The sequence below is a fragment of the Faecalibacterium sp. IP-1-18 genome (genome assembly GCF_023347355.1).
Classification (GTDB): domain Bacteria; phylum Bacillota; class Clostridia; order Oscillospirales; family Ruminococcaceae; genus Faecalibacterium; species Faecalibacterium prausnitzii.
In genome coordinates, this window is sequence record NZ_CP094472.1 from 563,504 (window position 1) to 586,680 (window position 23,177).

General features: G+C 52.6%; 17 protein-coding genes and 1 other annotated feature. Of the genes, 10 read left to right on the forward strand and 7 right to left on the reverse strand.

Features of this window, described 5'->3' with window-relative positions; translation table 11 throughout:
* Positions 1-25: 25 nt before the first annotated feature.
* Entirely contained in the window at positions 26-1,060 is a 1,035-nt protein-coding gene (locus MTP43_RS02730; protein WP_113621487.1) for a sigma-70 family RNA polymerase sigma factor, read from the reverse strand.
* Between the two features lie 270 nt (positions 1,061-1,330).
* Here MTP43_RS02730 and MTP43_RS02735 point away from each other — a divergent pair, with 270 nt between their 5' ends.
* The 7 genes from MTP43_RS02735 to MTP43_RS02760 all read left to right on the forward strand — a co-directional run bounded on the left by MTP43_RS02735 (position 1,331) and on the right by MTP43_RS02760 (position 9,966).
* Complete coding sequence (locus MTP43_RS02735) at positions 1,331-3,586, forward strand: DEAD/DEAH box helicase (RefSeq protein ID WP_113621486.1); 2,256 nt, start codon at positions 1,331-1,333, stop codon at positions 3,584-3,586.
* 37 nt (positions 3,587-3,623) lie between these two features.
* Entirely contained in the window at positions 3,624-3,812 is a 189-nt protein-coding gene (locus MTP43_RS14465; protein WP_113621485.1) for a DUF7695 domain-containing protein, read from the forward strand.
* 382 nt (positions 3,813-4,194) lie between these two features.
* Entirely contained in the window at positions 4,195-6,060 is a 1,866-nt protein-coding gene (locus MTP43_RS02740) for a KAP family P-loop NTPase fold protein (protein ID WP_113621484.1), read from the forward strand.
* Positions 6,061-6,063: 3 nt separating this feature from the next.
* Positions 6,064-6,753 (forward strand): hypothetical protein, encoded by a 690-nt coding sequence (locus tag MTP43_RS02745; protein WP_113621483.1) that lies wholly within the window; start codon positions 6,064-6,066, stop codon positions 6,751-6,753.
* Entirely contained in the window at positions 6,753-8,108 is a 1,356-nt protein-coding gene (gene qatC / locus MTP43_RS02750; protein ID WP_147323026.1) for a Qat anti-phage system QueC-like protein QatC, read from the forward strand. The genes MTP43_RS02745 and qatC overlap by 1 nt, the downstream gene beginning before the upstream one ends.
* Entirely contained in the window at positions 8,108-8,830 is a 723-nt protein-coding gene (locus MTP43_RS02755; RefSeq protein ID WP_113621481.1) for a TatD family hydrolase, read from the forward strand. Before qatC ends, MTP43_RS02755 begins: the two co-directional genes overlap by 1 nt.
* A gap of 101 nt (positions 8,831-8,931) precedes the next feature.
* A complete protein-coding gene (locus MTP43_RS02760; protein WP_238057035.1) occupies positions 8,932-9,966 on the forward strand; it encodes a hypothetical protein in 1,035 nt (344 codons plus the stop codon).
* A 336-nt stretch (positions 9,967-10,302) separates the two neighbouring features.
* Here the strand turns inward: MTP43_RS02760 and MTP43_RS02765 are convergent, their stop codons facing one another.
* From MTP43_RS02765 to serC, 3 genes are all read right to left on the reverse strand, one after another.
* Entirely contained in the window at positions 10,303-11,247 is a 945-nt protein-coding gene (locus MTP43_RS02765; protein WP_005924165.1) for a bile acid:sodium symporter family protein, read from the reverse strand.
* A gap of 107 nt (positions 11,248-11,354) precedes the next feature.
* Positions 11,355-11,614: a binding site (T-box leader), on the reverse strand.
* A 203-nt stretch (positions 11,615-11,817) separates the two neighbouring features.
* The gene (locus MTP43_RS02770; protein WP_097782665.1) at positions 11,818-12,978 is read right to left on the reverse strand and encodes a phosphoglycerate dehydrogenase; all 1,161 of its coding nucleotides are present in this window, start codon (positions 12,976-12,978) and stop codon (positions 11,818-11,820) included.
* Positions 12,979-12,993: 15 nt separating this feature from the next.
* Positions 12,994-14,076, reverse strand: a complete 1,083-nt coding sequence (gene serC, locus MTP43_RS02775) for a 3-phosphoserine/phosphohydroxythreonine transaminase (RefSeq protein WP_015536611.1) — start codon at positions 14,074-14,076, stop codon at positions 12,994-12,996.
* Positions 14,077-14,559: 483 nt separating this feature from the next.
* Between serC and MTP43_RS02780 the strand changes: the two genes are divergently transcribed.
* From MTP43_RS02780 to MTP43_RS02790, 3 genes are all read left to right on the forward strand, one after another.
* Positions 14,560-14,982: a BlaI/MecI/CopY family transcriptional regulator gene (locus MTP43_RS02780; protein ID WP_097782666.1), complete on the forward strand. Its 423-nt coding sequence runs from the start codon at positions 14,560-14,562 to the stop codon at positions 14,980-14,982.
* 118 nt (positions 14,983-15,100) lie between these two features.
* On the forward strand, positions 15,101-16,459 hold the full coding sequence (locus MTP43_RS02785; protein WP_097778542.1) for a citrate/2-methylcitrate synthase: 1,359 nt from the start codon (positions 15,101-15,103) through the stop codon (positions 16,457-16,459).
* 15 nt (positions 16,460-16,474) lie between these two features.
* A complete protein-coding gene (locus MTP43_RS02790) occupies positions 16,475-16,927 on the forward strand; it encodes a MarR family transcriptional regulator (RefSeq protein WP_097782668.1) in 453 nt (150 codons plus the stop codon).
* Between the two features lie 69 nt (positions 16,928-16,996).
* Here MTP43_RS02790 and MTP43_RS02795 read toward each other — a convergent pair whose 3' ends face one another.
* From MTP43_RS02795 to MTP43_RS02805, 3 genes are read right to left on the reverse strand one after another with little or no spacing between them, the layout of a single operon-like run.
* Positions 16,997-18,112 (reverse strand): ComEC/Rec2 family competence protein, encoded by a 1,116-nt coding sequence (locus MTP43_RS02795; protein WP_113621480.1) that lies wholly within the window; start codon positions 18,110-18,112, stop codon positions 16,997-16,999.
* Complete coding sequence (locus MTP43_RS02800; protein WP_005927081.1) at positions 18,085-20,142, reverse strand: YgiQ family radical SAM protein; 2,058 nt, start codon at positions 20,140-20,142, stop codon at positions 18,085-18,087. The genes MTP43_RS02795 and MTP43_RS02800 overlap by 28 nt, the downstream gene beginning before the upstream one ends.
* 12 nt (positions 20,143-20,154) lie before the next feature.
* Positions 20,155-23,013 (reverse strand): DNA translocase FtsK, encoded by a 2,859-nt coding sequence (locus tag MTP43_RS02805; RefSeq protein ID WP_005927084.1) that lies wholly within the window; start codon positions 23,011-23,013, stop codon positions 20,155-20,157.
* Between the last annotated feature and the right edge of the window lie 164 nt (positions 23,014-23,177).

Sequence of the window (23,177 nt, forward strand, 5' to 3'; positions counted from 1 at the left end):
CAAAATCCTCCATCAGGTCAAAAAATCAGGCAGCAAAAAGGGCGAATGAGGAGCGGCGCTTCAGCATCTCCCGCAGATGGCGCTCGGCACGCACCTGAATTTGGCGGACACGTTCCCGCGTGACGCCCAGCTGCGCACCGATCTCGTCCAGCGTGCGGCAGCGGTCATCCGGGATACCGTAGCGCAGCCGGAGCACAGTGGACTCGCGTTCGGGAAGCTGAGAAAGAAGCAACCGGACTTCCTGAACGGTCTCGTTCTCGCTCACAGTGTCCACAGGATCGGGGCTGACGTCATCCGCCAGAAGTTCCGCAAGCTCGGTGTCGTGGCTCTCGCCGACCATAAGATTCAGGCTGGTAACGTTGAGGTAAACGAGCATGTCGCTCAGGTAGCGGCGCGCCTGCTCCACCGTGCAGGGGTGACCGCTGCTGGCTTCAGCCTCGGCAATGGCATGCCAGAGATCCGGACCATCTAGCTGCATGCAGGTGCTGCAGACGACACGCACCCGGCAGAGCGTGTCAAAATAGTGTACCGGGATGCGTACCGTAAGGCCGGTGCTGATGGCTTCGCGCAGGATGGACTGGCGAATCCAGTAGGCGGCGTAGGTCAGGAAGCTGCAGCCCTGCAGCGCATCGAACCGCTGGACCGCAGTAAACAGTCCCAGAATGCCGTTCTGGAAGTTGTCCTCCTCGGTCAGGCAGCTATGGGCGAGCAGTTGCGGAACTCTGCGGGCCATCAGGTGGACAAAACCGGCGGTCTTGCGCACGAGGATATCCTTGGCGCTCTCGTCACCCTGCTGTGCCAATACGCAGAGCTGCTCGTTGGTCATAGACCAAAGCTGCTTGGAGGTAAAGTCGCTGCGGCAGAAAGAAGTGGCCTTTCTGCTGCTGGGTATAGCGGCGCTGGTATCCACTAGGATGCCGAGCCCCGCCAGCTCGGCCAGCAGATACTCCTGTTCCTGCTGAGAACAGGAACCAAACAGCGCATCAAAGCCTTGCGCAGACAGGTGATTGCCGTTCGTCAGCATCGGGCGTACACGATTCAAAACTGCATTATAATCCATGGTAAAACCCCGCTTTCACTTCCAACTGTAAGTGTCTTCGCTTAGTAGAAGCCCATGGATGCAGTAGAGTTAAGTCTTTTGAGAAAAAATTTATGGTTATTTTTTGGAAACGTCAGTCAAATAAAAAATCAATGAGTTCTCTTATAAAGGTATAGAATTAAGCAGCAAGGACAGAAAACCTTGCCAAAGAAACAAACTATACAGAGCTTTTTGCGTATGATATAATAAAATTATAAATCTTAATTGGGAATATCGTTTTAGGAGGCCACCATGGAGCCAATGAAAGCAACCAGTGTCAACAGCCGTGCGGAGGAGCTGTTTGTGCAGCTTTTCTGTGAGGCTTTTGGCCCGGAAAAGACCGAAAATTTGCAGGTCCAGTACCCCTGCGTGGACATCTATGGTAGGCATCGCTATATCGACTTTGCGCTGGAATCGCCTGAATCCAAAATTGCAATCGAGATTGATGGTGAGACCTACCACAACCCCAGCAAGGTGTCCGAAAACAAATACGCTGATGACCTCCTGAAACAGAACAGCCTGATCTATGACAACTGGAAAGTATATCGCTGGATCTACAGCCAGCTGGAAAAGCAACCGGAAAAGGTAAAGGACGAGCTGATTACTTTCTTGGGCAGCAGTCCCATGTTCAAGGCATTTGAAGCAGACCTGCCGGTTCAGATGGGGCAGACCATTGAACTTCGGGACTACCAGCAGGAAGCCACCGAGAACCTGCAGAAGATGCGTGAGGACGGCAAGACCATTGCGCTGCTGTACCATGCAACCGGCGTAGGCAAAACCATCACGGCAGCAACGGATGCCAAGGCAGTGGGCGGACGCACGCTGTTTCTGGTCAACGCCCTGAAGCTGGCATCTCAGGCAAAAGAGACTTTCGCCAAGGTCTGGCCGGAAGCGACCTTGGGAGAGTACACCGGAAGCCAGAAGGATATGACCCAAACGGTCATTTTTGCAACGGTACAGAGCATTTCCAAAGATCTGGAAAAGTTCTCGCCTACGGATTTTGACTACCTGATCGTGGATGAATGCCACCATGCTGCGGCCAATACCTACCAGAAGATCTTCACCTACTTCCATCCGAAGTTTATTTTGGGGCTGACCGCTACCCCGGAACGCAGCGATGGTGAAGATATGCTGGAGCTGTTCCAGAATGTCGCCCACAAAATGGATCTGAAAACTGCTGTGGAGCGTGGCATACTGGTGCCGATTCGTTGCATCCGGGTCAAGACCAACATCGACCTGACCGATGTGCGGATCAACGGCATCAAATACAATTCGCAGGATCTGGAAAGCAAGCTGTTCATCCCGGAACGCAATCAGTTGATCGTTGACACCTATTTAAAGTACGTCAACGGCAAAAAGACAGTAATTTTCTGTGCCAGCGTAGACCATGCAGCCGAAATTGCAAAGTTGCTGCGAGATAGCGGCGTGAAGGCAGAAGCAGTTTCCGGGCGGGATCGTATGGAGGTTCGGGAAAAGATTCTGAAGGACTATGAAACCGGCTCGACCAATGTTCTTTGCGCCTGCGACCTTCTGAACGAAGGCTGGGACAGCCCGCATACCACGGTGCTGTTCATGGCGCGCCCGACCATGTCCAAAACGATTTATTTGCAGCAGCTTGGTCGTGGCACACGCCGCTGCCCGGGCAAAGAGGATCTGCTGGTGGTTGACTTTGTGGACAACGCCAATATGTTCAATATGCCCTACAGCCTGCACCGGGTGCTGGACATTGCAAAATATCAGCCTATGGCGTATGTGCTGGCACCGGAGAACAAGCGCAAGCTGGATCAGGATATGCTGTTTCAGGGCGAAAAGCCGGAAGCGTGGCTGGATGTGCCAATCGATGTGTCCGACTATGAGATCATCGACCTTTTCAACTGGCAGAACAGCGTCAAGGATATGATCTCGCAGATCGAGTTCGTCCGGATGGTGGATGTGCAGTCCGAGACGGTGGAGCGCTACATTAAGGACGGAAAAGTCAAACCGGACCTTTCGATTCCCTTTGGTGATAAGCGGATGTTCCACTATTTCCGGGAGGAAAGCATCCGCAACATTGCGAAACAGTATGGCTGGGATCTCATTACGCCGCAGAATATGGCGGACAAGTTCATGAAGTTTATTGAAACGATGGACATGAGCTATTCCTACAAGCCGGTGCTGCTCAAAGCAATCTATGAGTACATGGACACCAGCGGCAGAGCTGCCCTGCCGGATGTGGTGGACTACTTCATCGACTTCTACGAGGACCGCAAGGCGCACGGGATGATCGCAGAGAAATCCACCAGCATTTATCAGAAGGGCGGTTATACCCGGAAGGATGTGGAGAAGAACATCCTCTCCAACCCCTTCAAGCGCTTTGAGGATATGCGATTCCTGATGCGCTGCAAGGACGTGGAGACTATCGAGGTGAACCCGATCATCTTCCGCAAGCTTACACGGGAAGATTGGCTGCATATTGTGGATGTCTGCGATAAGAGCCTTGAAAAATACTATTTGCGGCTCAAAAAATGATATGAACTTCGATAATTGACTGCGGGTGACGTGCATGATGAAAATAGTGAGAAATATGATCCGGTGTAAAAAGTGCAGGGACGTTATTGAAAGCTGCACTGTATATGATTTCAAATTTTGTTCTTGCGGATCGTGTGCAGTCGATGGCGGGCATGAGTATCTCCGTAGGTGTGGAAACCCGGAAGACTGGGAAGAATTATCTGAAACGCAAAGTGTAGATGATTGAAAATTAAGCTGAACACAATCTTTGAAGCAGCAGCTCAGCGGCAAGCAAAAAAAGCTCTTGGCCTTTAATATAGGGGCCAAGAGCTTTTTTACATCTTGTCTTGGAACATAAAAGAAGGTACAATGGTAGAAAAGAGAACGTGCATCAGTCAAATAAGGTGGTGGAGGCGATGGGCGTACATTATGCACACGGAAAGATGTGTAGCACATGTGAGTACAGTTGGTGAGTGTAAAATTTATTTTGAAGATTTCATGCCCTACGGTCTGGTACTGAAAGAAGCGAATGACTTTGATGCTCGTGTGATCAGCTTCTATTCTAGGGGCATTCAAGAGTATTGCCAGCAACGGTGCAAAGAGTGATTAGATATTGGAGGAATTTGAAAATGTGGTTGGATAATGCTTCAGAAGTAGATATCTTGTTTTATGAACCATATGCAAACGTCATTGCAGACATTTCTCAGAATCCAAATTACAAACCATTAACCATCGGAGTATTTGGAGTCTGGGGTGCTGGAAAATCAACCCTTCTTAAATTGATAAAACAGAAAATTGATGAGAAAGCACAGAAAAAGGAAAAAACATTATGTATTAATATTAATGCTTGGATGTTTGAGGGATATGAAGATGCAAAAGTGGCTTTGATGGAGGCACTTTTGCGTGAAATTAAAGAACACAAAGACATTCCCTCTAAAGTAAAAGACGGCATATCAAAATTATTGAAAAAGCTTGACTTATTTAAACTTGCGACAAAGGCCGTATCGGTAGGGGCACCTCTGATTGCATCGGCTGCAACGGGAAATCCAGTGCCTTTTATGATCAGCATTTCTACGAATGCTGAAGCAATTGGCGAGAGTGTTAAGAATACAGCTAATGCTGTTCAGTCGATTCGGGATGATTATATTAAAACTGACGAAGTAAATGATGAAAATAGTGTTGTTAATAATGTCAGAAAATTCAGAGAAGAATTCCAAAAGGCTCTTGAAGATGATGCAATTGAAAATATTATTGTCTTAATCGATGACTTGGACAGGTGCCAGCCAGATCGAATTATAGAGACATTAGAGGCAATTAAACTTTTCTTGTCAGTAGAAAAAATGACTTTTATTATTGCAGCAGATGAAAATGTTATTCAGTATGCCATAAGAAAAAAGTATCCACCAATTGAAAATTACACAGTGAATTTGGATAAAGAATATATCGAAAAAATTATTCAATTGCCAATTTATATACCAGAACTGTCATCAAAAGATATAGAAAATTATTTGATGTTCTTGGTTGTACAAGAGTACTGCCCAAAGGAGCAGTTTAAAGCTTTTTTAGAAAAGATAAAAAAAGAAAAGCTTCTCATATCAGATGATGCTATCGATGTGCAGAAAATAAAGGAAAAAGCGATGGAGTTTATTGGAGATGAGAATAAAAGAAAATTTGAAGAAACAGTAGATGTTATTGCCGGAATAAAAGCCATTGTTGCAGGAAATTTAAAAGGTAATCCTAGACAAACAAAACGATTTTTAAATACCTATATAACAAAAAAGAAATTGGCAGAATTGTATTTTGGAACTGATGAAGGCGCTCTTGACACACGAGTATTGGCCAAACTCCTTGTTCTTCAAAAGCTGGATAATGACTTGTTTATACAGTTAAATGAGTGGAACAAAAGATTTACAACGGAAAATGAAGAATTTAAAGCAATGCTTGAGTGCATAGAATCGCCTGATAATGAAAATGAGAAATTTAAAGCATGGAATGTTCCTTCGATAATTAAATGGGTTGAATCTGAGCCAAAACATTTGGAGAAAATACGTTTGGATCGGTATTTCTACTTGACAAGGGAATCTCTAAAAAAGGCAGATGTTGATATTTCAACGCTTTCGGCAGCTGCAAAGGATGTCCTGGAACATATTGGAAGAGCAGCGCGCGGATTGATGCCTCAGATTGTAGAGAAGATAGCGGCTTTGAACGCGGTTGATCAGTCAAAGGTTTTCGAGGTCGTCACTCCTAAAATCAAGAAGGGTGAAATTGAGTTTTATATTATAAGAAGCTTGTTTGTGAATTTTGAGGCGTATAGAGATAAAATCTGTAATGCATTGGAAGGATATTCGAAAAAGATAACGCTTGGAAGTGTACCGGCGATTAGAGAAATGAGAGCAGCAGATTTAAAAAAGGTAGATGATCTTCTTGCTACTTGGGAAAAATCGGGGATACTTGAAAAAAAGATTATAGAAGAAATAAAAAAAGAAGGAAAATAAAAAATGGGAACTTCTAAAGGATATATTCCGCCGACTAAACCAGAATGGAGTAATGCCAAAAGGGCTATATCATCTTTTTTACGAAATCGGGATGCAGATTCAAGAGTAAACGCTATTCAGAAATTTGGTGAGGCAATGAGTTCTGGAGCTGCAGTTGGCACTACATCATTTGCCAACGCTGCTGGTAATATTTTGGGGTTTGCCTATGATATTAGACAGCAGGGCTTAGAACAAGGTTTGATCGATTTTGGTCGATCAGATTTAATTGGAAAATCTTCGAATGAAATATTGCATGAACTACTTTATCAATTTACAAATAATTCCTCTTCGCTAGAAGATTCATTAGCGGCAGATTCACTATCTCAGGCTCTTGATAATTTGCAAATAGATTCCGTAGATCAATTGGGAAATGTGGATTTGGACAGTTTGTTAAGAGAAATGGTTACCTCATTTGTGCAGATCAGTTTCGATGTGAATTTTGAAGAGAAAATAGGAAAAGGTCGTACAAGTAACGAAAAATTTGAGATATTAGATGAAATGCATTCATACATAGCTGATGCACTACATGATTCATTGTCTGATAAGGAAATAAAGCAAATTAATCTTAAGGACATCGGTGCAGCAAATGTTGTTAAAGAGGCATTGAACGAAGCATATGATGTATGCGCGCGTTTTTATGGGGGGACAGCCTAATGAAATTTTGGATAAAAAAAGAAAACGATGCGGACCCGGACATTGAATGGAATGACGCTTATATTCTTACATTAAACAGGGACTCAAAAAGCACTATCTATTCTGGATTGCCCAATATATGGTATCATTTGGGTCAGCAAAGAATGAATTCGATTTACGAAGACTTATTTGTAATAGGACTTAGTGTGTTTGCCTTAGATAAAAGGATTTCGAGAAGTCTATTTTTGGATTCATGGACACGAAAAATAGAGGTTTCTATTCCAGTTTTAGAGCGGGACAAATGGGATAATTGTAAAATCCAATGGAGCAAGATTCTTTCTTTTTTGACAGGAGATGAGTGGAAGGTTTCTTTTCGGCAGGCGACTACGGAATACGGTTCGCATAAGAACAAAAATAGAAAATATATAGATTTATCTGGATGCGATTGTGTTAGCTTGTTCTCTGGAGGTCTGGACTCATATTGCGGTGCGATAAAACTATTGCAAGAAGGACACTCTCCAGTATTGGTTGGGCATAATGAATATCCAAAGCTTCGTTATATTCAAGAACAATTCTGTGAAAATTTCAACGAATGCTTTCCTTCCCAAAAATCAGTTTTTCTTGGCTTTACCGCTGGAGCAAGAGCGCCATTTAAGACGGATGAGCAGTTGTGCAGAGTGGAAAATACTTCTAGAGGACGTTCTTTACTGTTTTTATGTGCGGCGGTTTCTATTGCTGGCATCATGGGAAAACAAGTTCCGGTGTATATACCTGAGAATGGATTCATTGGCTTAAATGTGGCTCTTACAAATGGCCGAAAAGGATCCTGTAGTACTAGGACAACGCACCCTTATTTTTTAAATTCACTAAATGAGCTGATTGCAAGTGTTGGAATTCAAAACCATATTTCTAATTTCTTTGCTTTTAACACCAAACGAGAAATTGTGAATATGGTTTCCGAAACAGATGCATTTAAAAGGTGCTATAAAAATACTATTTCATGCTCGCATCCATGTGTAGCTAGATACAATCGTGTGGGTTCTAGAGAATATCCTGTAAACTGTGGATTTTGTTACCCTTGTATTATTCGGAAGAGCTCTTTACAAGATGTTGAGTCGAAAGAAAATGAGGTCAGAAAGGCATCGGAATTCATTGAAGCAGAAGCGGATAAAAACAAATCTGCAGATCTATTTGCGGTTTTAAGTAGTATTCATAGATACAAAAATTTTTCGGATAAAGAGATTGAACGATTGATTCGTTGTACGGGAAAACTTGATTTTGAAGAAGTTCAAGCATTTAAACGAGTCTATAAACAAGGTATGAATGATTTGATTGAATATTTTTCAGATGATTCGAAAATAGAAGCATATATGTAATGATGAACTTAATAGATACACATTTCCATTTGGATCATTATAAAAACTATCTGGAGATGGCCAGAAATATTACAGAACTAAAACAGTATACAATCTGTGTAACAAATTCACCTGGTGTTTTTTGGACGTGCAAAAATCAAATTACAGAGACAAAATATTTAAAGTTTGCTATAGGCTTTCATCCGCAGGAGTCGACATTAGATGAAAATGATATAAAAGATTTTATGAGACTTATAATGTTGACTAATTATATTGGCGAAGTAGGATTAGATTATTCGGCGAAATCGTATATGGACAAACAACTTCAATTAAGATTTTTTGAACAGATTGTGGAGCTTTGCGCTTCGGAAAATAAGTTGATGACGATACATATCAGGGGAGCAGAAGAAGATGCTATTCGTATTTTGGCAAAATACAATCCCCAAAAAGCAATTGTGCATTGGTATACGGGAAATCGCGACCATATGTTGAAATTAGTGGATTTAGGTTGCTATTTTTCGATAAACACAAACATGGTAAATAGTTGTAATGCGGAAAAATATCACTTGTTGCCTTTAGAACGGCTTTTAATAGAATCTGATGGCCCGTACACGAGAGTTAATAAGAAAAAGTATGTTCCTTCTCTTCTGCGGGATGCTTATGATGAAATATCAGTCTTCTATAAGAACTTTGATATGATCAGTAATATTTATGAAAACTTCAAAAGAATACTATCGGTTTAGATTAATAAAGATAGAATATATTCTAATATATTGCTATATAGAAGTTACAGCAGGAATGGTATGATACAAGAAAAATAGATGTGTGAAACTGGAAGAAAGTAATGAATGAGGTAATAGTCTATCATATCATGCACACGGAAAGATGTGTGGCACAGGTGAGCACGGCTGGTGAGTGCAAAATTTATTTTGAAGATTTTATGCCCTACGGTCTAGTGCTGAAAGAATCGAATGACTTTGACGCTCGAATCAATAATGTGATCAGCTTCTATTCTTGGCGTGCATCCAGACTGATACCGTACGACCGTACTTATGCAAAGGAAATCTTGAATAGCATTGGTGTATCCCAGAGCAATACGGATAGGGAACGTGCCTGGATTACGCTTTCTTACCATTGCTTATCTTTGTTGGATGTGTTCTGGGTAAAAGCAGAAAATGAGACAGTTCGGTTCGAGGAGATCAACCTTTACACGCATTCTCTGGGCAATGACTTTGTGGATATTGCACTGTGTGGACATCAGAAGACTGTAACAAATGCCCATTTTCTGGCTGATGATTTGTCCACGGGTGGATGCTACCCCAAGGCGTGGGTGCACAAAGAGGATGGCTTTTACCTTTATAAAGGCGGTGGAAGAAACGCTGTTGAGCGCGAAGTGCTGGCAAGTAAAATTTGCCGATGCTTTGACTGCCATCAGGTTCTGTATGGGCAGGGGATGTTTGAGAACGAGCCAGTTTCCATCAGCAAAATTATGACTTCACAGCGGTATAGCCTTGTGACGTATGCAGCCTATGATGTCTACTGCACAAACCGTGATTGGAATACGCTGGATAAAATTCTGGAACTGGATGCTCACGGATACTATATGATGAACATTCTGGATTATCTGGTGGGCAACACTGACCGCCATTGGGAAAACTGGGGCCTGTTGGTGGACAATGAGACGAATCAACCTATCCGTCTGCATGACCTGATGGACTTTAATCGAGCGTTCCAGCAGTATAACCACGCTGGAAGGTGCAAACTGCCTGACTGTTGGAAAGCGGCATTTGAGCCAGAGAGAAGCGGCTATGGAGGCAGTACAAGCGATTGGCCTAAACCAGATTTGCGATGTAGAGAGTTCTGTATTTGTTGGATATGAGCAATATGGCGAAATGTTCAGCAGCAGATTGGAAGAAATGACCTCTGAATTTGTGCGAGATTGCGGTGAATGAAAACTGCCGTTTGTAGCAGATCTGTAGCAAATCACTTCGATTTAACGAATCATCGTTCTAAAAAACGAAAAGTCATCATGCATCACACGCAGGGGGTCTGGGGTTCGGGTGCCTTTTTGCTCCCGGGATGTTTGCCTTTGCGCAACAGTCCGGGAAACAGGCAAAGACAGGAAAACCGCGCAGATCACGTTCAATAAACAAAGAAATGGCTGCTGCACCGGGAAGAAACCCTGTGTAGCAGCCATTTTTATTATGGTATAAGATCAGTCCTTCTTCTCGGCGGTGCGGGCAAAGAAGTTGGCGAGGACGGCGCCGGAAATGTTATGCCACACCGAGAACACAGCGCCGGGGATGGTTGCCAGCGGATACTGTGCAAAGTGGGCAGCGGCCAGAGAGGTGGCCAGACCGGAGTTCTGCATACCGACCTCGATGGAGATCGCGCGGCACTTGGTGGAATCCAGCTTCAGCAGCTTGCCCACACCGAAGCCGGTGAGGTAGCCCAGCAGGTTGTGCAGGATGACTACGGCAAGGATCAGCAGGCCGCTGGTCATGATCTTGGCGGAGTTTGCAGAAACAACGGCGCAGATGATGAGCACGATGGCGGTGGTGGAGACCAGCGGCAGCACGCGGATGGCGTTCTGAGTGAAGGCGTGGAAGAAGTGGTTGACCACAAAGCCCAGTGCGATGGGCACCAGCACTACTTTGACGATGGACAGGAACATATTTACAGGATTCACATCCACGCGCTGGCCGGCATACAGCAGGGTGAGCAGGGGAGTCAGGATGGGTGCCAGCACGGTGGAAACGGCAGTCATACCAACGGACAGTGCAACGTCGCCCTTGGACAGATAGGTCATCACGTTAGAGGAGGTGCCGCCGGGGCAGGTACCCACAAGGATGACGCCGATAGCCAGCTCGGTGGGCAGGTGGAACAGCTGCGTCAGCGCCCATGCAAGGAAGGGCATCAGGGTGAACTGCGCAATGCAACCGATGATCACGTCTTTCGGGCGGCTGAACACCACCTTGAAGTCCTCCGGCTTCAGGGTAAGACCCATGCCGAACATGACGATGCCCAGCAGGGTGTTGACCCATGCGGTCTTTACCACGCTGAAGGTGCCGGGGAACAGCAGAGACAGTGCCGCCACCACAATGACGATGGCGGCCATGTACTTGCCCACAAAGTCGCTTACTTTTTCCAATGTTTTCATGATAATACTCCTTTTTCCTGAACACTTATTTTTGCGGATGTAAAGGCAATGAAACATCCGGGAAATGGCTTTCCCGCAAACAAAAACGCCTTTGCCCCTTACGGTTCGTAAGAGACAAAGGCGTATAAACTCCTCTGCGGTACCACTCTTATTGCCGGTGCAAAGCCCGGCCCCTCAGTGCGCATCCAACAATGCGCGGCCCGTGATAACGGGGGCCTGCCGTTCCCGCTTACTGGGGCGTAAACACCGCCCATTCAGCCGGAAAGCTCGGAGAGGATCTTCCCACGGACGCCCTGCACTGCCTTGCACCAGCCGGCAGCTCTCTGCGGCATTCTTTCCGGGTACTCTTTCTCGTCATAGCCGAATATTTCACTGCCACGGAGTATACTCCCCCGGGGGGCTGAAGTCAAGGGATATGACCAGTCTGTTTTTTCATCTGGTTCATATCATGAATGAAAGCAGCTCATGTGATGACTGTCTCGGCCAGCTTCGCCGGGCGTGGATCCTTTATAAAAAAGGTGAAGTGACCGCTGGCCACTTCACCTTTTTGTGTCTCGTGTATTTTTGCTGTTACAGGATGCGCACCCGGATGACGGCGGGGATGCTGCTCAGCTTCTCGCTCAGGCGGGCATCCACGGCACCGGTGGCGTCCAGCATGGTGTAGGCCATGTTCTTTTTGCTCTTGTTCACCATGTTTTCGATGTTCAGACCCGCTTCGGTGGTCAGGGCAGTGATCTGGCTGATCATGCCCGGTTCGTTCTTATGGATGATGCAGATGCGCTTGCCGCCGGCGCGGGGCTGGTGCACCTCCGGCAGGTTGACCGAGTGGGTAATGTTGCCGTTGCGCAGGTAATCGCTCAGCTCCTGTGCTGCCATGATGGCGCAGTTGTCCTCGGCTTCCGGGGTGGAAGCGCCAAGGTGCGGGGTGCACACGATGCCGGGACGACCCAGAATGGCTTCGGAGGGAAAGTCGGTCATGTAGCCGGACACCTTGCCGTTGTCCATGGCTTCCAGCAGGGCGGCGGTGTTCACCAGCTCGCCGCGGGCGTAGTTCAGGATCTTGACGCCGTCCTTGCACAGGGCGAGGGTCTGGGCGTTGATGGTGTCCTTGGTGGTGGGCAGGTAAGGCACATGGATGGTGATGTAGTCGCACAGGGGCAGCATATCGTTCAGGTTTACGCAGTGGTGCACCTGACTGCTCAGGTTCCATGCTGCTTCAATGGAGATGTAGGGGTCGTAGCCGTAGACCTCCATGCCCAGCTCGATGGCGCAGTTTGCCACCCGGGAGCCGATGGCACCCAGACCGATGACGCCAAGGGTCTTGCCCTTGATCTCGTTGCCCACGAACTGCTTTTTGCCCTTTTCTACGCTCTTGGACATGGCCGGGTCACCGGCCAGACCCTGACACCACTGGGCGGCGGCGGCCACGTTGCGGCTGCCCGCGATGAGCATGCCGATGACCAGCTCTGCCACGGCGTTGGCGTTGGCACCCGGGGTGTTGAACACCACGATGCCCTGCTCGCTGCAGCGATCCAGCGGGATATTGTTCACGCCCGCACCGGCGCGGGCGATAGCCAGCAGATTGTCGTTGAAGGTGGTGTTCAAAAGGTCGGCGCTGCGCACCAGAATACCGTCCGGGGCGTCGGCATCCACCGTGACATCGAACTGGTTCTTGGGCAGCTTTGCCAGCCCCACCGGGCTGATGGCGTTGAGCGTTTTGATGGTGTACATATCTGAAACCCCTCTTTATGCATTCTCTTTGCGGAACTTCTCCATGAAGTCCACCAGCTTGTCCACGCCCTCGGCAGGCATGGCGTTATAGATGGAAGCGCGCATACCGCCTACCAGACGGTGACCCTTCAGGTTCACAAAGCCCGCCTCGGCGGCTTCGGCGCAGAACTTTTTGTCCATGTCCGGGTTGGGGCTGGTGAAGGTGACGTTCATGGTGCTGCGGTAGCGGTGCTCCACAGGGTTCGTGAAGAACTCCTGCCCGTCCAGATAATCGTACAGCACCTTGGCCTTGGCTTCGTTGATCTTTTGCATATTGGCCAGACCGCCGATGTCGTTTTCCAGATACTTGAGCACCAGACCGGTCATGTAGATGCACCAGCACGGCGGGGTGTTGTACATGCTGTCCTTCGCCAGCAGGGTGGTGTAGTTCATCATGGTGGGCACGTTATCTGCGGCGTGACCCAGCAGGTCATCCCGGATGATGGCAATGGCCATACCGGCGGGGGCTACGTTCTTCTGCACGCCAAAGTAGATGCAGCCGTACTTGCTGACGTCCACGGGCTTGGAAAGGATCATGGAGCTCATATCTGCCACCAGCGGCACGCCCTCCACCTGCGGCAGCTCCACATACTGGGTGCCGAAGATGGTGTTGTTCTGGCAGATGTGGATGTAGCTGGCGTCCTTGTCGTAGTCGATAGCGTTTACATCCGGGATATAAGTGAAGTTTTTGTCCTTGCTGGACGCCACGATCTTGGCTTCACCAAACTTGGCGGCCTCCTTGGCAGCCAGACCCGAGAAGTTGCCGGACACGATGTAGTCTGCCTTGCCGGTGGTCATAAAGTTCAGCGGCACCATGGCGAACTGCTGGGTAGCACCGCCCTGAAAGAAGCCCACCTTGTAGTTGTCGGGAATGTTCATCACCCGGCGCAGGGAAGCCTCGGTGTCCTTGATGATGGCATCGAACCACTTGCTGCGGTGGCTCATCTCCATGACGCTCTGACCGCTGTCGCCGTATTCCAGCAGCTCGGCCTGTGCCTGCCGCAGCACCTTTTCGGGCAGCATGCTGGGGCCTGCGCTGAAGTTATATACTCGTGCCATAATGAACCTCTCCTTTTCCTGTGATACACCTATTACGCAGCACCGCCGTTTTTGCGGTGCGTCTGTTACTTTCCGTAGCCGTAGTATACCGGTTTTCCCATGCTGAAAACAAGAGCATCTTTGCACAAAGATATGGCCCCTGCACCCCGCCTGAGGGCACAAAGCATACAAATGTACGCCGTGCGGAGACAAAATATAAGACAAATGTAAAAGATATGTGCTATCCCTTGGTTTCATGCGGATTTTCCACTCTTGCGCCTTTGGCAGAAATGCGGTATACTGGAAATACTAAGACAAATGTAAAAGAAAAACGAAGCCCAAACTGTGAAAGTGCGTTTGGAGCGGCCCGCAGGCCGCGACAAACGCGAAATAAAATAGTCATTCCGCTGAAAATGGTCAGAGCGAAGCGGAGACCATTCTAAATCGCCCCACCGCAAAAAACGGTGACTAAGGGGAATTGAATCATTCAAGGAGGTACAACAGATGTACGGCTTACCAGATACCCTGCGGCCGCTTTCGGCGGCGGAAGAACAGGTGATGTTTGCGGTGTGGGCGTGCCCGGGCGCGGCGGCGCGGCGGGACATCAGCCAGAAGCTCAAGGCCACCGGCTGGGCAGCAGCCACGGTGCTGAATTTTCTCTACCGGTTGGAGGAAAAAGGCTGGGTCAGGTCGGCAAAACAGGGCAACTGCAACGTGTATGTGCCGCTGGTCACCCGGCGGGCTTACGGCGTGTACTGTATGCGGCAGCGGCTGGATACCCTGTTTGACGGCGACCTTGCCGCCGCCGTCCATGCGCTGGTAAGCGAGAGCGGCTGCTCCCAGAGCGCCTTGGAGCATGCCATCCAGGTGCTGGAAGAGAAGCATCAGGAGACCGAGGAGTACGATTTGTACGACCCCTACGGCTGAATTGTTTCATATTTTTTTACAAAATGTTGGTTGACAACGAAATATCCGTTCTGTAATATAAAAGCTATTAAAAAATGAGAAACTGATATGGACGAACAGGAAAGGAGCAGCCAGACACATGGATCATTTGCAGAATGTATTAAGCTACTTCGACCAGCAGCAGCCCCTTTGCGCAGAGCACGACCGCATCCCCAAGGACCTCTATCGGGAGTTCGGGGTCAAGGCCGGTTTGCGCGACGAGACCGGCAAGGGCGTGCTGGCAGGTCTGACCAACATCTCGGACATCCGGGCGTTCCAGTATGTGGACGGGGTCAAGCACCCGGCAGACGGTCAGCTGCTGTACCGCGGCTATGACGTAAAAGACCTCATCAACGGCAGCCGCGGCAGCCGCTTTGCCTTTGAGGAGGCGGGATATCTGCTGCTGTTTGGTCAGCTGCCCACCCCGGAGCAGCTGGAGCAGTTCTGTGCGGTGCTGGGCGAGTGCCGCACCATGCCCACCAACTTTACCCGCGATGTCATTATGAAGGCACCCAGCCACGATATCATGAACAGCATGGCGCGCAGCGTGCTGACGCTGGCTTCCTACGACCCCAAGGCGGCAGATTTGGACACCGCCAACGTGCTGCGCCAGAGCATCCAGCTGGCGGGCATCTTCCCCATGCTGGCGGTATACAGCTACCACGCCTATAATCACTACGAAAAAGACGCCAGTATGTATATCCACCGCCCGGACCCCAGCCTTTCCACCGCAGAGAATTTTTTGCGGATGCTGCGCCCAGATATGCAGTACACCCCGCTGGAAGCCCGCGTACTGGACGTGGCACTGCTGCTGCACGCCGAGCACGGCGGCGGCAACAACTCCACCTTTACCACCCGCGTGGTCACCTCCTCCGGCACCGACACCTACTCGGCCATGGCGGCGGCGCTGTGCTCCCTCAAGGGCCCGCGCCACGGCGGTGCAAACCTGATGGTCATGCACATGATGCAGAACATCCGGGACAACCTCCACGACATCGAGGACGACGAGGAGCTGGAAGCCTACCTGAAAAAGCTGCTCCATGGCGAGGCCTTTGACCGCAAGGGTCTGATCTATGGTATGGGGCACGCCGTCTACTCCCTGAGCGACCCGCGCGAGGTGGTGTTCAAGGGCTATGTGGAGCAGCTGGCCCACGAAAAGGGACGGGATAAGGATCTTTCCCTCTATACCCGTATCGAGCGCATGGCACCCCAGCTTATCGCGCAGGAGCGCAAGATCTTTAAGGGCGTCAGCCCCAATGTGGACTTTTACAGCGGCTTTGTGTACGAAATGCTGGGCATCCCCATGGAGCTGTACACCCCGCTGTTTGCCGTGGCGCGCGTCATGGGCTGGAGCGCCCACCGCATCGAGGAGCTGCTCAGCGCCAACAAGATCATCCGCCCGGCCTACAAGAGCCTTGGCGGCACCCACGATTATATCCCGCGCAGCCAGCGGGCATAAAGGGAGGGCATCAGCATGGAAGAGTTGCAGCAGCATCAGGGGGAATGGTTCTTCCTCCACGAGCTTAACGTGGATAAGGTGTTCAGCACCATCCAGCGGGCAGATTATCTCATCCTGTATTATATCAAGGTAGAGCAGGAGGCACATCCCGGCGAAAAGATCTATCTTGCCGACCTTGCCGCCGCCATGGGGCTGCGGGTGACCGAGCTTTCCAAGGGCATCGAGAAGCTGCAGGACAGCGGTTTTGTGACGTGGAAAACCGACCGCGAGGCCGGGCGCACCTATGTGGAGCTTTCCAGCAAGGCGGTGGAGTTGATGGCGGAGGAGCAGGCGCTTTTGCAGCGCTGCTACCGCCGGATGCGTGCCGAGCTTGGGGACGCCGAGCTGCGCCGCGCCGCTGCCATCATGCAGCGCGCCACCGCTATCCTGAAGGAAGAGCGGGAGAAGGAGTTCCCGGCAGCGCAGTAACGATTATGAAAGAAAGATACCGGACAGCTTTGTAGGCTGCCCGGTATCTTTCTTTTTATAAAAATATTTTTATTTGATGCAGCTTGCGCAGGGGGTATAGCCTGCGGCAATGGCTTCATCGTAGCTGGAAAAGAGGACTTGGTTCTTTTCCGCAGGCAGGTTGGGACAGGTGGGCAGGTGGAACTTTTTGCTGTTCACGTTGCCAATGTACGCCTGCTGCGCGGTGCTGGAGGACGACGGGTCGGTGGGGTTCAGCTGGCTGTCCGGCACAAAGCGCTCGGTGCCCACGGTGAAGTTCTGGCCGTCGCTGCCAATGGTGATGGTGCCCTGCAGGTCGGTGCGGTAGACGTCCACCTTTGCGTCCCGCAGGATGCTCAGGGTCTCCTCGTGGGGGTGGCCGTACTTGTTGCCTGCGCCGCAGGAGATGACGCCCATTTCCGGCAGAACAGCGTTCAGAAACAGGTATCCGGTGCTGGTGCTGGAGCCGTGGTGCCCTACTTGCAACACATCGGCTTTCAGGTTGGCACCGCTGTTCACAAGGTCGGTCTCGGCGGTATTTTCCATGTCGCCGGTCAGCAGGAAACTGGTGTTGCCGTAGTCGATGCGCAGCACCAGCGAGGTGTTGTTGGTCTCGCTGTACCCGGTCACCGGGCCTAGCAGGGTAACAGTGGCGCTGCCCAGCGGCCAGACCGTGCCCACGGAAGGCACTTCCAGCTGTAAGCCCTGCTGCTGGGTGTATTTGACAAAATCATTGAAGCATTTGGTGCTGCTCTCGGTCACCGGGCTGTAAGCGTGCCCCGCCGGGAACTTTGCCATTACGGCGGCAAGCCCGCCCACATGGTCCTCGTGAGCATGGGAGCAGAACACATATTGCAGCTGCTCCACCCCCTGCTTTTGCAGGTAGGAGACCACCAGACTGCCGTCGTCCACGTTGCCGCCATCGTAGAGCATGAACTGTCCGTCACACTCCACCAGTACGCTCAGCGCCTGCCCTACATCAATAAAGTGCATTTCAAAGGGCTGGCTTGACCCGGTGGAGGGCTTGACGGTGTGTCCGCCGCTGTCGGGCAGGCTGTCACAGGCGGTAAGCCCCAGCACCAGCACAGCGGCCAGCGCCAGCGCAGCCAGCCGCAGGAACAGGCGGCGGGGGAACAGAGTTACTTTTTCTTCTTTCCGGTTTTCCACGTTGCGTTCTCTTTCTGTTGATTATTCTTGGGTTTATGGCCGGGCGCAGAGTTGGGCGCAAAGCGCGCGCCCGGGCTGGGCTGACGGCCTGCCGGGGCGGTAGTGCGGGCATTTTTGCCGGTACCGCGTCCCTTCTGGTTGGGATGTACGGTATAAGTGCCGTCGTTGTGGATGGTCACCTCGGCGCTCTCTGCCCGGCGGGCGGTGCGCTGCACGGCGCGGCGGCCGACGGCGGGCACCAGCAGGGGGATCAGGTCCTCCCGGTGGGTCAGCTGCAAGGCTTTGACCACCTTTTCCGCGTTGCGGGGCTCGTAGTATTGCAGCAGCGCACGCTGCAATGCCTTGCCCTCGGGGGTCTTTTCCACAAATACCGGCTTGAGGGTGTAGGGGTCAAGGCCGGTATAGAACATACAGGTGCTCACGGTGCCGGGGGTGGGGTAGAAGTCCTGCACCTGCTCCGGGCGCATGTGGTTCTTATAAAGGTACTCGGCCAGATAGACCGCGTCCTTCAGGGTGCTGCCCGGGTGGCTGGACATGAGGTAGGGCACCAGATACTGCTTTTTGCCCGCCTTCTTGCTCAGCTCGTAGAATTTATCCTTGAACTTGTTGAAGGTCTCGATGGGCGGCTTGCCCATGTAGGCAAGGGTGTTGGGGGCGCAGTGCTCCGGGGCGACCTTCAACTGGCCGGACACATGGTACTCCACCAGCTCTTTAAAGAAGGTATCGTCCGGGTCCGCCATCAGGTAGTCGAACCGGATGCCGCTGCGGATGAACACCTTTTTCACGCCCGGCAGCTCCCGCACCCGGCGCAGAATTTTAAGGTAGTCGCTGTGATCCACGATCATGTGGGAGCAGGTGGTGGGGGCAAGGCAGTGCTTGCCGCCGGTGCACATGCCGCGCAGCATCTGCTCGCGGCAGGAGGGAAAGCGGAAGTTTGCGGTAGGACCGCCCACATCGTGGATATAGCCCTTAAAATCCGGCTCGTGGGTCATGCGTTCGGCTTCCTCCACGATGCTGTCGGCGCTGCGGCTGGTGACCCGCCGCCCCTGATGCAGCTGGATGGCGCAGAAGTTGCAGCCGCCGAAGCAGCCGCGGTTCTGGATGATGGAGAACTGCACCTCGCGGATGGCGGGCACGCCGCCCATGCTCTCGTAGATGGGGTGGTAGCGGCGGGTGTAGGGCAGGGCGTACACCTTGTCCAGCTCTCCGCGCACCAGCGGCTTTGCGGGGATGTTCTGCACCAGATACTTTTCGCTCTGCTTTTGCACGATGATCTGGCCGCTGACCACGTCCTGATTGTCCATCTGGATGCGGCAGGCCTTGGCGTAGGCGGTCTTATCGCTGGCCACCTTTTTAAAACCGGCGCACTCCACATACCGCTGGGGCAGGTGGTCGAAATCGGTCAGGTAGCAGGTGCCGTTCACGTCCGTGATGGTCTCCACCGGCTCCCCGGCGGCCAGACGGCGGGCAATCTCCACGGTCTGGTGCTCGCCCATGCCAAAGCTGATGAGATCCGCGCCGGAGTCCTCGGCGATGCTGGGCAGCACGGTGTCCAGCCAGTAATCGTAGTGGGCAAACCGGCGCAGGCTGGCTTCCAGACCGCCTAAGATCACCGGCAGGTCGGGGTAAGCCTGCTTGGCAAGCTTGGTGTACACGGTGGCGCTGCGGTCCGGGCGGGCACCGGCCTTGCCGCCGGGGGAGTATTCGTCCTCGGCGCGGGGAATTTTTGCCACGGAATAGTGGCTGACCATGCTGTCCACGTTGCCGCCGCCGATGAAAAAGCCGTACTTGGGCTTGCCGAACCGCTTGAAGTCCTCGCAGTCGGTATAGCGGGGCTGTGCCAGCACGCCCACCTTGTAGCCCTCGGCCTCCAGCAGGCGGCTGATGATGGCGGTGCCAAAGCTGGGGTGGTCCACATAGGCGTCACCGCCCACCACCACAAAGTCCAGCTGCTCCCAGCCCCGGGCTTCCATGTCTGCCCGGCTGATGGGAAGAAATTCGGTGTAGATCTGGGGAGTAGAATGTTCCATAATGCTCCTTTATTATTCCTCCGGTTGGTTCATCTGCATTTCCAGCCACTGCTGGCGGCTGATGAGCACGGCGCGGGGCTTTGCACCCTCGTAGGGGCCAATGATGCTCTTTTGCTCCATCTCGTCCATGATGCGGGCGGCGCGGGCGTAGCCCAGCTTGCAGCGGCGCTGCAACAGGCTGGTGGAGGCCTGACCGGCGTCGATGACCACGTCCACGGCCTGCTTGAACATGGGGTCGGAGCCTGCGTCCTCCTCGGCGTCGGCACCGCCGCCGCCCTTTTTGCCGTCCTGAATGGCGTGCTTTTCCATGGCCTCGATCATGGCCTCGTCGTACTGCACGGTGGCGCTGGATTTGATGAAGTCCAGCACACGGCTGATCTCCTCATCCCGCACAAAAGTGCCCTGAATGCGGGTGGGCTTGGGTGCGCCCACGGGCATAAAGAGCATATCGCCCTGACCCAGCAGCTTTTCTGCGCCGGCACCGTCCAGAATGGTGCGGCTGTCCACCTGACTGGACACCGCAAAGGCGATGCGGCTGGGGATGTTGGCCTTGATCAGGCCGGTGATCACGTCCACGCTGGGGCGCTGGGTGGCAACGATCAGGTGCATACCGGCGGCACGGGCTTTCTGGGCGATGCGGCAGATGGAATCCTCTACGTCCTTGCCCACCACCATCATCAAATCGGCCAACTCGTCGATGATAATGGCGATGTAGGGCATCTTTTCCAGCTCCGGCTGCTCGGCAGCCAGCTTGTTGAAGGACTTGATATCGCGCACATTGTTCTCCGCAAACAGGCGGTAGCGGCGCTCCATCTCCTGCACCGCGCTGCCCAGTGCACCGGCGGCCTTGCGGGGCTCGGTGACAACGGGCATCAGCAGGTGGGGGATGCCGTTATACTCGGCCAGCTCCACCACCTTGGGGTCGATGAGCAGCAGCTTCACGTCCTCCGGGCTGGAGCGGAACAGCAGGCTCATGATGATGCTGTTCACGCACACGGATTTACCGCTGCCGGTGCTGCCCGCGATGAGCAGGTGGGGCATCTTGCACAGGTCGGTCACCTGCGCTACACCGGCAATGTCCTTGCCAAGGGCGATGCCCAGCGGCGAGGTCATGCGCAGAAAGCTCTGGCTCTCAAAGATGCTGCGGATGGAAACGGCGGTCTTTTTGTGGTTGGGCACCTCGATGCCCACGGCGGGCTTGCCGGGGATGGGGGCTTCCATACGCACGTCCGCCACCGCAAGGTTCAGGGCGATATCGTCTGCCAGCGAGGTGATGCGGCTGATCTTCACACCCGCCATGGGCTGCAGTTCGTATCGGGTAACAGAGGGCCCGCGGGAGATATCCAGCACCCGGGTGCGCACGCCGAAGCTTTCCAGCGTGTCCACCAGCTTTTGGGCGTTGGCCTTCAGCTCCTCCTGTGCGCCGGGGTCGCTCTCCTCCTGCGTTTTTTCAAACAGCTCGATGGGCGGGTACTGGTATTCGTAGCGGTCCACCGGCTCGGTCTCCTCGGCGGGTGCGGTGGCGGCTGCCTGCTCGGAGACAGCGGGCTTTTCCATGGCCGCTGCCACCAGCGAGTTGATGTCTTTTTCCTCCACCGGCTCGGCGGTGATGCTGATCCAGCCGTCCTCGTCCGGCGCAGAGCGGAACGCCACGGCGTTCTCGGCGCTCACCCGGGGCACGGCGGGCTGGATAGGCGCAGCCTCCGGCTGCGTGGGCATCTGCGGCTGCACCACCGGCGCTGCCGGCTGGACGATGGGCGTATCAAAAGCGGGGGCAGGCTCTTCCGGCTGGGGGGCATCTTTGGCAAAGAAATCTGCCGCAGAGGCGACTACCGGGTCTGCCACGATGGGCGGCGGCGTGGGCTTGGATGCAGGGCGCAGCGGGTCCTGCCCGAAGGTGCCGCCCGGCCCGACGATCAGCGGCTCAATGGGCTCGCTGCCGCCCTCGGAGAGGGCGGTGTGGTCGGGGCCAAGGTCTACATCAAAGGCGGCGCGGGGATGGGCAACGCTGACCCGCACCGGGGTGATGGGCGGCGCGGCAGGCTCCGGCTGGGCAGGGGCGGCGGGCGCAGCTTCGGTGTCCGCAGCGTCTGCCTCCATCTCCTGCGTTACCTTGTGTCCCCAGCGCAGCACACCGGACATCCAGTCCGGCACCCCTAGATGCAGCCCGGCAGGCTCGTCCTCCTCGTCCAGCGGCTCGTCCTCGATTTCGTCGTATTCCTCGTCGATCTCCCGCTCTGCCTGCCGGATGGCGGCGCGCTCGGCGCGGCGGGCAGAGCGCTGCTCTGCAAAGGCAGCGCCGCGGGCGTGGATACCGCCGGTGACGGCACACAGCCAGACCCAGACCTCGGCGGGGGTGATATCAAAAATGTACAGGCTGCCGCACAGCAAGAGCACGACCATGATGAGATTTGCTGCCGGACGTCCGCACAGCAAAAGCAGCACGCCGCCCAACACAAAGCCCATTGCGCCGCCGGAGAGCCATGCATTGACGCCGTTGGCGTAGCAGGCGGAAAGCATTTGCAGCGCCGACAGCCCCTGCGGCTGGATATCGGAAAACACGATGACCGTGCCGCAGACAAAGATAAGCCCCAGCACCAGCTTGAGGATGCGGGACAGCAGCTCCTCGCCCCGGGTGTACAAAACGGCCAGACAGCACACGGCTGCACCCAGCACAAAGCTGCCGCAGCCGAACAGCCCGAACAGCACATCATGGAGCACCCGCCATACGGAATCGCCCCGCACAAAGGCCAGCACCATCAGCAGCAGGCCGCCGAACAGGGTGCCAAGCCCTGCCGGAAGCCGCTGCTCTGCCTTTTTACGGCGGGCAGCAGTACGCCGTTTCGTTGATTTTCGTTTTTTCGTTGCCATTCTACTCTGTTCCCCAACTTCCCATAGACACAATAATTGATTCTATTATTGTACCACGCAAGGGCAAAAATGGCAAACCATAATGTTGTTTTTCTTGAGGAAAATGGAACGAACCCAGCCCCTCTCGTGAAAAGGCGTTTGGAGCGCTCCGCAAAGCGCGACAA

Excerpts from the sequence above, each read along its gene's own strand:
- MTP43_RS02730 (WP_113621487.1), bottom strand. The coding sequence starts at position 1,060 with ATGGATTATAATGCAGTTTTGAATCGTGTACGCCCGATGCTGACGAAC.
- MTP43_RS02735 (WP_113621486.1), top strand. The coding sequence starts at position 1,331 with ATGGAGCCAATGAAAGCAACCAGTGTCAACAGCCGTGCGGAGGAGCTG.
- MTP43_RS14465 (WP_113621485.1), top strand. The coding sequence starts at position 3,624 with ATGAAAATAGTGAGAAATATGATCCGGTGTAAAAAGTGCAGGGACGTT.
- MTP43_RS02740 (WP_113621484.1), top strand. The coding sequence starts at position 4,195 with ATGTGGTTGGATAATGCTTCAGAAGTAGATATCTTGTTTTATGAACCA.
- MTP43_RS02745 (WP_113621483.1), top strand. The coding sequence starts at position 6,064 with ATGGGAACTTCTAAAGGATATATTCCGCCGACTAAACCAGAATGGAGT.
- qatC (WP_147323026.1), top strand. The coding sequence starts at position 6,753 with ATGAAATTTTGGATAAAAAAAGAAAACGATGCGGACCCGGACATTGAA.
- MTP43_RS02755 (WP_113621481.1), top strand. The coding sequence starts at position 8,108 with ATGATGAACTTAATAGATACACATTTCCATTTGGATCATTATAAAAAC.
- MTP43_RS02760 (WP_238057035.1), top strand. The coding sequence starts at position 8,932 with ATGAATGAGGTAATAGTCTATCATATCATGCACACGGAAAGATGTGTG.
- MTP43_RS02765 (WP_005924165.1), bottom strand. The coding sequence starts at position 11,247 with ATGAAAACATTGGAAAAAGTAAGCGACTTTGTGGGCAAGTACATGGCC.
- MTP43_RS02770 (WP_097782665.1), bottom strand. The coding sequence starts at position 12,978 with ATGTACACCATCAAAACGCTCAACGCCATCAGCCCGGTGGGGCTGGCA.
- serC (WP_015536611.1), bottom strand. The coding sequence starts at position 14,076 with ATGGCACGAGTATATAACTTCAGCGCAGGCCCCAGCATGCTGCCCGAA.
- MTP43_RS02780 (WP_097782666.1), top strand. The coding sequence starts at position 14,560 with ATGTACGGCTTACCAGATACCCTGCGGCCGCTTTCGGCGGCGGAAGAA.
- MTP43_RS02785 (WP_097778542.1), top strand. The coding sequence starts at position 15,101 with ATGGATCATTTGCAGAATGTATTAAGCTACTTCGACCAGCAGCAGCCC.
- MTP43_RS02790 (WP_097782668.1), top strand. The coding sequence starts at position 16,475 with ATGGAAGAGTTGCAGCAGCATCAGGGGGAATGGTTCTTCCTCCACGAG.
- MTP43_RS02800 (WP_005927081.1), bottom strand. The coding sequence starts at position 20,142 with ATGGAACATTCTACTCCCCAGATCTACACCGAATTTCTTCCCATCAGC.
- MTP43_RS02805 (WP_005927084.1), bottom strand. The coding sequence starts at position 23,013 with ATGGCAACGAAAAAACGAAAATCAACGAAACGGCGTACTGCTGCCCGC.